Source organism: Streptomyces sp. NPDC005899 (assembly GCF_040629645.1).
In the GTDB taxonomy this organism is placed as follows: domain Bacteria; phylum Actinomycetota; class Actinomycetes; order Streptomycetales; family Streptomycetaceae; genus Streptomyces.
The window spans coordinates 24,431-33,885 of sequence record NZ_JBEXWB010000035.1 but is presented as its reverse complement, the minus strand read 5'-3'; the positions used below and the strand labels follow the sequence as shown (position 1 = coordinate 33,885).

The following is a 9,455-nucleotide window of genomic DNA, read 5'->3' as shown; positions in this document are numbered from 1 at the left end:
GGGTGTTGGCGCCGGGGCCCTGCACGCGGCGGCCCCCGCGCCACCACCCCGCTTGCAGCGGCCGCAGGGGTGGGGGTGGGCGCCACGCTTTTGGGGAGGCGCGCAGGGGGGGGGGGCCCCGGTCCCGCGCCTGCCGATCAGCCCCGACCGGTCATGTCACCGTCCACTTCTGCGACGCGCGGCCGTCGCAGCGGTTGATGACCAACTGGGTTCCGTCCGCCCCACTGCTACCGGCCGTGTCCAGGCAGACGCCGCGGTTGCGGATGGTGCCGTCCGACTGCACGGACCAGTCCTGATTGGTGCCGCCGTGGCAGTCCCACAGCTGGACCTTGGTTCCGTTAGCCGTGCCCGCGGCGTCCACGTCGAGGCACTTGCCCATCGACCGGAGTGTGGAGCCCGTGGCCTGCCACTTCTGGTTGTCACCGCCGTTGCAGCCCCACAGTTGCACCTTGGCGCCATTCGTCGCGCTCCGGCCGTTGACGTCGACGCACTTTCCGCCGATGCCGGTGATCTGTGCCGGGACGGACGCGCCGCCCTGGCCGACGCCTTTCCCGACGAAGGTCATCGAGTCGATGTCGTACGAGCCGGCCGGCGCGGTCTTGAAGACCAGGTAGAGCTCGGTCGTCCCGCCGGGCTTGGTGACATCGACCGCCGGTGTGCTCTGGTAATTGTCCCAGCCAGCCGTGCTCGGAACCGGCACAGTGGCGATCAGCGCGCCGGTCGGTGAGCCGTCGCGCAGCTCGACCGTGCCTCCGCCGGAGGGTGAGGACAGCCGCAGCGAGACCTTGTCGATGCCGGTGAAGTTGACCGGCGAGTAGGAGACCCAGTCGTTGTTGCTGATGTCGCCGAGCCGGCCCCCGGACTCTGCGCCGCCCTGTGAGACGACCCGGACGCCGGACTGCCGGGTGTGGTACTCGGCCTGCTTGTGCTTGGGCTGGAGTACCGCCTTGGCACTGCCGGCCAGGGCGGGCGCTCCGGAGGCGCCCTTGTCCGTGTAGCTGGAGGAGGCGACGTAGGACACGTTCAGGTCGGCGTGGCCGGTGTCGGTCTCCGGGACGATGGTGCCCGAGCAGCCGGTGATCGCGTCGGTGTCGTGCGCGTGCTCGTCATGTCCGAGCGAGGGCACGGTTCTGACTTTGGTGCAGTCGATCGTGCCGTCCTCCGGGTCGGTGACGTTCACCGTGTACGGGATCCGGTCGCCCCAGTCGTACATGCCGCCGTTCGGCAGGGAGAGCTTCACGGTCGGCGCCCTGTTGCCTGAGGTCACGGTGAGGTTGGCGGTGCCGTTACGGCCGCCGGTGTCGGTGACCGTGAGCTGGGCGGTGAACTGCCCCTTCGCTGTATAGGTGTGCGTCGGGGATGCCTGGTCGGAGGTCGCACCATCGCCGAAGTCCCAGCGGTAGGTGAGTGTGCCACCCTCCGGGTCGCGCGATCCGTCACTGGAGAACTTCACGGTCAGCGGTGCGGGCCCGGACGTGGGGGTCGCGGTGGCCACAGCGAGGGGACGCCGGTCACCCGAGCTGTAGTCGATGCGGTAGAGGCCGGCGTCCGGGTTGTCCCGGCCGAAGCCACTTCCCCACTCCAGCAGGTACATCGCCCCGTCCGGGCCGAACTTCATGTCCATCGGGGACTTGAAGCTCAGGTTCGGCAGGAAGTCGTTGATCTTGAGTAGCTTCCCGTCGTCGTCCAGCCGGAATTCGTGCAGGTCGTTGCGCGACCACTCGCCGAAGAACGGCGTCCTGTCGAAGTAGGCCGGGAACTTCGTCTCCGACGGGTTGTCGGGGTCGTAGTGGTACACGGGGAAGGCGGCGGGCGCCTCACCGCCGTCGCCCATCTCCGGGAACTTCCCGCCATTGGCGCCGTTGCCGTACCAGACGTCCGCCTTCTTGGCCGCCGGGAGGTTGGTGAGGCCGGTGTTGTTGGGCGAGTTGTTGACCGGGGCGGCACAGTTGAAGTTGGGGCCGGACTGGCCGGTGGCGTAGTTGTAGTCGCGGTAGGGAATGTTGTCGCCGACGCAGTACGGCCAGCCGTAGAAGCCGGGTTGCTTGATGATGTTCCACTCGACGATCGCCGCCGGGCCTCGGGCGGCGTTGTCGGAGCCGGCGTCCGGTCCGTAGTCGGCTGCGTACAGGGTGCCGTCGGCGGGGTCGACGGAGAACCTGAAGGGATTACGGAAGCCCATCACGTAGATCTCGGGCTTGGTCTTCGCAGTGCCCGGCGCGAACATGTTGCCTGCCGGGACGGTGTAGGTGCCGTTGGCTTCCGGATGGATGCGGAGGATCTTGCCGCGCAGGTCGTTGGTGTTGGCCGAGGTGCGCTGGACGTCGTTGTCGGCACGTCCCGCACGCTCGTCGATCGGGGCATAGCCGTCGGAGCGGAACGGCTCGGTGTCGTCACCGGTGCCGATGTAGAGGTTGCCGTTGGGCCCGAACGTGATGTAACCGCCGGTGTGGCCTGGTTCCGGTGACTGGCGTGAAGAGGGGACCTTCATGACGACCTTCTCGCTGGCCTTGTCGAGACTGTCGCCGTTGACGGTGAACCGCGATACGCGGGCGATGTCCTCGGTGCCGCCGGCCGGCGAGTACATCAGGTAGATCCAGTGGTTGGTGGCGAAGTTCGGGTCCAGTGCGAGGCCGGTCAGTCCGTCCTCGCCGCCGGTGTAGACGTCGATCGTGGCGGCGGTGACCACATCGCCGCTGCCGGGCTTGTGGACCTTCACCTTGCCGCCGTACTCGGCGTAGAACACCCGGCCGTCGTCGGCGATGTCCAGGGCCGCCGGGCCTGTGGTGTTCTCGTCCAGCGGGACCTTCTCGTAGGCGCCCCAGGTCGTCGGGCCGCAGTCCGCCTTGACCTTGCCGCCCGCGGTCTCGACCCCGCCCACCACGTGGTTGCGGAACTGCGGGTCCGAGTAGCTGGCTGCGTCGTGGCCCATGGCGGTGGCCCACACGCTGCCGCCCTCGGCGTCGCGGCACCAGGAGATCGGGTGGTCGGGCCCCATGGCCTCGCTGCCCGGGTTGTACGTGGTCTCATCGGCGGTGACCAGTACGTGCACATCGCCGCGCGGGTTCGGGTCGAAGTTGTACCACTCCTCCGTGCGTGTCCAGCGGTCGGGAAGGTGCGAGGCGGAGGGGTGGACCCGGTCGGCGACCTTGACGGTGCCCTGGAGACTGCCGGGCGAGTGGGCGGGCATGTGGGCGCCGCCGTTGACCAGTTCGTCCCACCAGGGGAAGTCGTTCTCGATGCCCATGTCGAGCGTGTTGTGGACGGCCGCGATGCCACCGCCGTTGTGCACGTACTTCTGCACGGCCTGGCGCTGGGCGTCCGTCTCCCAGACCATGCCGGAGGTCTGGACCATGGCTACCACGTCGTACTCGGCGAGGTCGGCGTCGTTGAAGACTGCCGCGTTCTCGCTCTTGGTCAGCTCCCATCCGCGTTCGGCGGCGACCTGGTCGAACATGGTGGTGGCGGCTGGGATGGAGTCGTGCCGGTAGGCGCCCGGCGCGGTCTTGGTGAACAGGAGGACGTGGAAGCCCTCCGGATGGGCGGTGGCCGGTGTGGCCAGGCCGGTTACGAGGAGGGTGGAGCTGACTAAGCTCAGCACCCATCTCGTCATCGTTGATCTCATGTGCGGCTCCTGCAGTCGTGGATCGGACAGGGGAAATCCCGGGGAATCCGGACGAGGTGCGTGGAACACGAGCGGTGGGATGTCAGGCCGGCGGCGGGCTGAAGAGCGCGGGGCGGGCGGGACGGCGTTCAGTCTCCCGGAGGAAGGCCAGGCCCCGGGTGGCGAGGGCGTCCTGGCTGGGAGCGAGGGGCCGCCACACGGAGGCGGCGACCGCGATCGTCGCGTTGTGCGCGGTGAACGACTCGATGCACAGCGGCCCTTGGTGGCCCTCGGCGTCCAGGGCGTCGAGGAAGCCCGGCCAGTCCAGATGGTCGTCGCCCGGCGCGCCCCGGTCGTTGGCGCACACCTGGACGTGAAAGAGGCGGCCCGTGGCTCGACGTACAGCGTCGGGCAGTGAGCGCTCCTCGATGTTCTGGTGGTATGTGTCGAGCGCGATGCCGATGGTGCGGGCGGGCAGCCCGTCCATCGCTGCCACCGTCTGATCGACGGTGTTGAACAGACTCGTCTCGTACCGGTTGAGTGGTTCGACGGCAATCCGGACGCCCGTCTCGGCGGCGTGCGCGACGACTGGCGCGATGTTCTCCCGCCACTGCTCGTACGCCGCTGTCCGCTCGGCGTCGTCCATCTGCCAGGTGCGGCCGACGGCAGCGTAGACGGGGCCGGCCACGACCGGCGCACCGATCCGCGCGGCCGCGTCGACGCACTGCCGTAGGTAGTCCTGGGCGGCGCGGACCACGGGGGGGTCGGCGCGGACGAGATCGCGTCCCGGCGGCATCACCGCGAGCACCGCGGCGGGCGTGAGGCCCTGGTCGCCCATGAGCTTGGCGACGTTGGCGGGCTGCCAGTCGCCGGGCTGTTCCAGCGGGATCTCGACGCAGTCGAAGCCCCACCCGGCGAGGCGCGGCAGCACTTCGGCGAGGGCCTCCCCGGTGACCGGTGAATGCCAGATCCAGGGGTTGGCGCCGATCTCGCGCCGCACGGCCGGCCTCACTTGCCACCCCAGTCACCGGGGTAGCCGGGCAGCTTCTCGCAGCCGCAGGCGCCGTAGTGCAGGGGCGGCATGCCCTCCTTGTAGTACTGGTCAAAGTTGTCCTCGGTCACGACCGGCTGGGGCAGGGTCCACTGCTTCGGAACCTCCTTACCCCCCAGGATGCGCAGCGCGGCGATCACCGGCGTGCGCCACTGGAAGGTCGGGTATGCCGGTGCGATGGCGGTGAGCTCCTTGTCCTTCCATGCCTGGAGGAAGTCCTGCTGGTCCTCGCCGGTGATCGGTGGCACGTCCTTGCCCGCGTCCTCGAAGGCCTCGACCGCCGCGACGGCGGTGGCACCGGAGTCCATCCAGATCCCGTCGATCGTGCCGTGCCTGGAGAGGGCGTCCGCGACGATCGACTTGGTCTTCGAGGGGTCGCCGTCGGTGAACTTCACCTCGGCCACCTCGAGTCCGGCCTTGTCGAAGGCCTTCTCAGCGGCGGCCCAGCGATTTTCCAGGACGTCCACACCGGGCGAGATGCGCAGCGCGACGATCTTGCCGCCCTTGTCCACCTTGTCGACCAGGAAGTCGGCTGCCGCGGCACCGTAGGCATAGCCGCCGATGGGGCTGATGAAGGTGACTCCGCAGTCGGTCTGCACGCCCCGGTCGAACACGATCACCGGTAGCTTGCCGCAGGCCTCCTGCACCGCCGGGGTGAGGGTGGCGGTGGTGTTGGGCGAGACGATGAGCGCGTCGCAGTCCTGACCGGACAGCTGCTGGATGTCGGAGATCTGCTTGTCGTCCTTGCCCTGCGCGTCCAGAACGGTGAACTTAGTGATCTCGTCGTGCAGTTCCACCTCCGCCTTCATGCTCTTGAGTCCCACCTGCCGCCAGGGGTTGAAGACGCCGGCGTTGGAGAAGCAGAGGTGGACGTCCTTGGCGCCTCCCGTCTTGGCGTACTTCGACGCCTTGGTCATCTCCGGGTCCAGCATCTGCTCCCACGGCTTGTCCGCCGGGCCCTGAGGTGTTGTCCCGGCGAGCGCGAGCTGGCGCTCGTACGCCGCCGGATCGAAGAACTTCGACTCCTCGCCGCTGTTCTGGGACTGCGCCGAGGCGGTGGCGCCGCCCGCCGCGTCGTCCTGGGGCACATCGGATGAGCAGGACGACAGCAGCGCCGCTGTCAGAAGGGCGACGAGTGGGACGGCTGGACGGGCGTGGCCGCCAGGTCGTCCGGTACGAAGTGCGCGGCTCATGAGGAGGTGCCTCCGGATGGTTGTGATCGGTGACGGCGTAAGCGGTTCAGTCCCGGACGCCCGGTGGCTCCGAGACCGACGGCCGCGATGACGATGACGCCCTGGACGGTGGACTCCAGCGCGCCGGAGACGCCTTGGAGGTTGAGCAGTGTGAAGAGCGCCTGGAGGGAGAAGGCCCCGGCCATGGCGGCCACGACGGATCCGCGTCCGCCGCCGAGGAGGACCCCGCCGAGCACGACCGCGGTGATGGCCTCGAACTCCAGGCCGCGGCCCGCCTGGGCGGAGACACCGGAGAAGCCCGCGACGAGCACCGCCGCCAGGGCGGCGGCCGTGCCCGAGAGCACGAACGCGAGGGTGCGAACGCGGGGGACGCGAACGCCCGCAAGGTTCGCCGCGCGTTCGCTGTCCCCGGTGGCGAGGAGCGTGCGGCCGAAGTCGGAACGCATCAGCCACACCGCGGCGGCGCCGACCAGGACGCAGGCGGGAACCGCCCAGGGCAGCCAGCCACCCGCGGTGCCACGCCCGAACTCCCGGAAGTTCTGGGGCAGTACGCCCTGTGGTGAGCCGCCGGTCCAGTAGAAGACGGCACCTTCGAGGATCAGCATCATGCCGAGGGTGGTGATGAACGACGGCACCCGTAACCTGGTGGTGATGAGCCCGTTGGCCAGCCCCACCACCGCCCCGGCCACCAGGAGCCCGGCGGTGACGAGCAACCAGGGGGCGTCCGGGTAGGAGCCGTAGAACTCGGCTCCGGCCACCACTCCGGCGGTCACCACTGCGCCGACGGAGAGGTCGAAGCCACCGGAGACGATGACGAGGTACTGGCCCACGGCGAGGATCACCAGCGGGGCTGCGCGTTTGACGAAGGCGAGGAAACTGTCGGGGTCGTAGAAGCCGGGGTCGGTGATCGCCAGGGCGGCGAGCAGGACGACGAGGAGCCCGTAGACGGGGGCGCCGGTGCCCAGGCGCCGGACCGCCCGGACGGCGGTGTTCGGGGTGTGGGTCTCGGTCGTGATGGTGGTGGTCATGCGGACTGCTCCTGCCTCGGGAGCCCCGGCGTCCCGCCCTGTTTCGCCCGTCCCCGGCCACCGCGGCGCGGCCGTCCGGAGGGCCGTTCCGAGCGGGGCCGGGCGTAGAGGGCGACGGCGGCGATGATGACGACCCCGCGCACGACATTCTTGAAGAACGGGTCGACGGAGAGCTGGTTGAAGATGCTGTCCAGCACAGAGAGGACCAGGACGCCGCCGAGGGTGCCGGTCACTCCGCCGCGTCCGCCGGCGAGAGCCGTGCCTCCGAGCACGACGGCGGCGATCGACTCCAGGTCGTAGCGTGCGTCCGTGCCCGCCCAGGGGGCGCCCGCGCCGAGCCGGGCGGCGAGGAACAGGGCAGCGGCACCGACGCACAGCGAGCACAGGACGTGCGCCAGGACGACGGTGCGTCCGGTGCGCACGCCGGACAGCCGGGCGGCGTGCTCGTCGCCGCCGGTGGCGTACATGTGGTGGCCGAGGCGTGTGCGCCGGGTGATCAGCCAGGCGACGACGGCGACCGCGATCAGCAGGAGAACGGAGACGGGCACGAAACCGATGCGGTCGTAGCCCAGACGCCGGAAGGAGGCGGGCACGTGGCCGGCGGGGCCGGTGTAGGTGTCCTCAATGTAGCCGCGCAGGATGAACGCCATGCCGAGCGTCGCGATGAACGCGTTGACCTTCAGCCCGGTGACGATCAGCCCGTTCGCGACGCCGACGACGGCGGACAGCGCAAGGACCGCCAGGACCGCGGTGAGGCCGCTGCCGCTCTCCATCATCTCCGCGGCCACCAGGGTCCCGAGGCTGACGAGGTACGCGACGGAGAGGTCGAGGGAGCCGGTGAGGATCACCACCGACTGGCCGACCGCGACCAGGCCCAGGGCGACCGAGTTCTGGAGGATGCCCGTGACGGTGGATCGCGTCATGAACTCGCCGCCGTCCGCGGCCACGACGATCCAGCCGACGAGGGTGACCGCGAGCGCGGCCAGCCACACGGCGACCACGGGGTCGCCGAGGCGGATGCGGGACAGGGGGTTCGGCCTGCGGGGCGCGACCTGTGCCGCGGGCCCGCCAGGTACGGCCGTCATGCGGCACTCCCCTCGAACCGGTCGGCGGTGTCCCCGGTCGCCAGCCGCATGACATCCTCCTCGGTGGCGCCCGCGGGCAGTTCGCCCACCAGCGCTCCGTCGGCCATCACCAGGATCCGGTCGCTCATGCCGATCAGCTCAGGCAATTCGGAGGAGACGATGAGCACGGCGAGCCCCTCCCGGGCGAGTTCGCGCACGAGCGTGTGGATCGCGGACTTCGCACCGACGTCCACACCACGGGTCGGTTCGTCGAACAGCAGCACCCGGGGACGGGCGGCGAGCCACTTGGCGATGACCACCTTCTGCTGGTTGCCCCCGGAGAGGTAGCGCACCTCCTGGTCCAGGCCGCGGGAGCGCAGCGCGACCCGCTCCAGCAACCCGGCGACGTCCTGTCTCCCGACGCCGGAGACGGCCCGGGTGACGAGCAGGGCGTTGTCACGTACGGACTGACGCAGCGCCAGGCCCTCGGCCTTGCGGTCCTCGGTGACCAGTGCGATGCCACCGCGGATCGCCTGCCGCGGACTGTTGGGCAGCAGTGGCCGGTCCGATACGGTCATCCGGCCGCGGGTGAAGGGCGCGGCGCCGAACAGGGCCCGCACCAGCGAGGTGCGACCCGAGCCCTGTAAGCCGGCGACCCCGGTGACCTCGCCGGCGCGCAAGGTCAGCCCGATGCCCGTGAGGCGCTCGTTGCCGGCGTCGGTGACGGTCAGGAGCGGCCCGCCGATGTCTCCGGGTTCGGCGCGGGGCGGGTAGTAGGAGCGCAGCGCACGGCCGACCATGGCCCGCACCACCTCGTCGGGGGTGGTCTCGGCGGTGGTGAGGGCGGCAACCTTGCGGCCGTCCTTCAGTACGGTGATGCGCTGGGAGAGGTCGAAGACCTCCCGCAGCCGGTGGCTGATGTAGAGAATCCCGATGCCACGGGCGGCGAGCCGGCGGATCAGCGCATAGAGCAGTTCCACCTCGTGGTCGGCCAGGGGGGCGGTCGGCTCGTCCATGACCAGGACGCGGACCTCGGAGGCGGCCAGCGCCTTGACGATCTCCACGGTCTGCTGCCGGGCCACCGACAGTTCCTTGATGTGCATACGGGGGTCGATCCCGGTTTCGTCCAGCTCTGCGAGCAGCTCGGCGGTGCGCCGCTCCATCGCCCGCCTGTCGACCAGCCCCCGGCGCACCGGCTCGCGGCCGAGGAAGACGTTCTCCGCGACGGTGCGGTGCGGGAGGAGGGCGAACTCCTGATGGATGAGAGCGATTCCGGCGGCTTGTGCCTGTACGGGGTGCGAGAAGGCGCGGGTGGTGCCGTCGAGGGTGATGGTGCCCTCGTCAGGGGCGTGCTCCCCGGCGAGCACCTTCATCAACGTGGACTTGCCCGCGCCGTTCTCCCCGACCAGGGCGTGAACCTCGCCCGGTTCCAGGTCGAGTGACACCCCGTGTAACACCCTCGCCCCGAGGAAGCTCTTCGAGACACTGCTCATCGTCAGCATGTCCGGCAGGATT

The 9,455-nt window shown here is 69.9% G+C and carries 6 protein-coding genes; all 6 read right to left on the bottom strand.

Annotated features, from left to right (window positions below; all coding sequences use genetic code 11):
• Window positions 1-151: 151 nt before the first annotated feature.
• The 6 genes from ABZ371_RS07420 to ABZ371_RS07395 all read right to left on the bottom strand — a co-directional run bounded on the left by ABZ371_RS07420 (window position 152) and on the right by ABZ371_RS07395 (window position 9,442).
• Entirely contained in the window at window positions 152-3,625 is a 3,474-nt protein-coding gene (locus tag ABZ371_RS07420) for a ThuA domain-containing protein (protein ID WP_358674826.1), read from the bottom strand.
• 82 nt (window positions 3,626-3,707) lie between these two features.
• Window positions 3,708-4,616: a sugar phosphate isomerase/epimerase gene (locus tag ABZ371_RS07415; protein WP_358674824.1), complete on the bottom strand. Its 909-nt coding sequence runs from the start codon at window positions 4,614-4,616 to the stop codon at window positions 3,708-3,710.
• Window positions 4,613-5,848, bottom strand: a complete 1,236-nt coding sequence (locus tag ABZ371_RS07410) for a substrate-binding domain-containing protein (RefSeq protein WP_358674821.1) — start codon at window positions 5,846-5,848, stop codon at window positions 4,613-4,615. Before ABZ371_RS07410 ends, ABZ371_RS07415 begins: the two co-directional genes overlap by 4 nt.
• Window positions 5,845-6,876 carry an ABC transporter permease gene (locus ABZ371_RS07405; RefSeq protein WP_358674818.1) on the bottom strand — a complete coding sequence of 344 codons (1,032 nt, stop codon included), beginning with the start codon at window positions 6,874-6,876 and terminating at the stop codon, window positions 5,845-5,847. Before ABZ371_RS07405 ends, ABZ371_RS07410 begins: the two co-directional genes overlap by 4 nt.
• Entirely contained in the window at window positions 6,873-7,961 is a 1,089-nt protein-coding gene (locus ABZ371_RS07400; RefSeq protein WP_358674815.1) for an ABC transporter permease, read from the bottom strand. The genes ABZ371_RS07405 and ABZ371_RS07400 overlap by 4 nt, the downstream gene beginning before the upstream one ends.
• Complete coding sequence (locus ABZ371_RS07395; protein ID WP_358674812.1) at window positions 7,958-9,442, bottom strand: sugar ABC transporter ATP-binding protein; 1,485 nt, start codon at window positions 9,440-9,442, stop codon at window positions 7,958-7,960. The genes ABZ371_RS07400 and ABZ371_RS07395 overlap by 4 nt, the downstream gene beginning before the upstream one ends.
• Window positions 9,443-9,455: the final 13 nt, after the last annotated feature.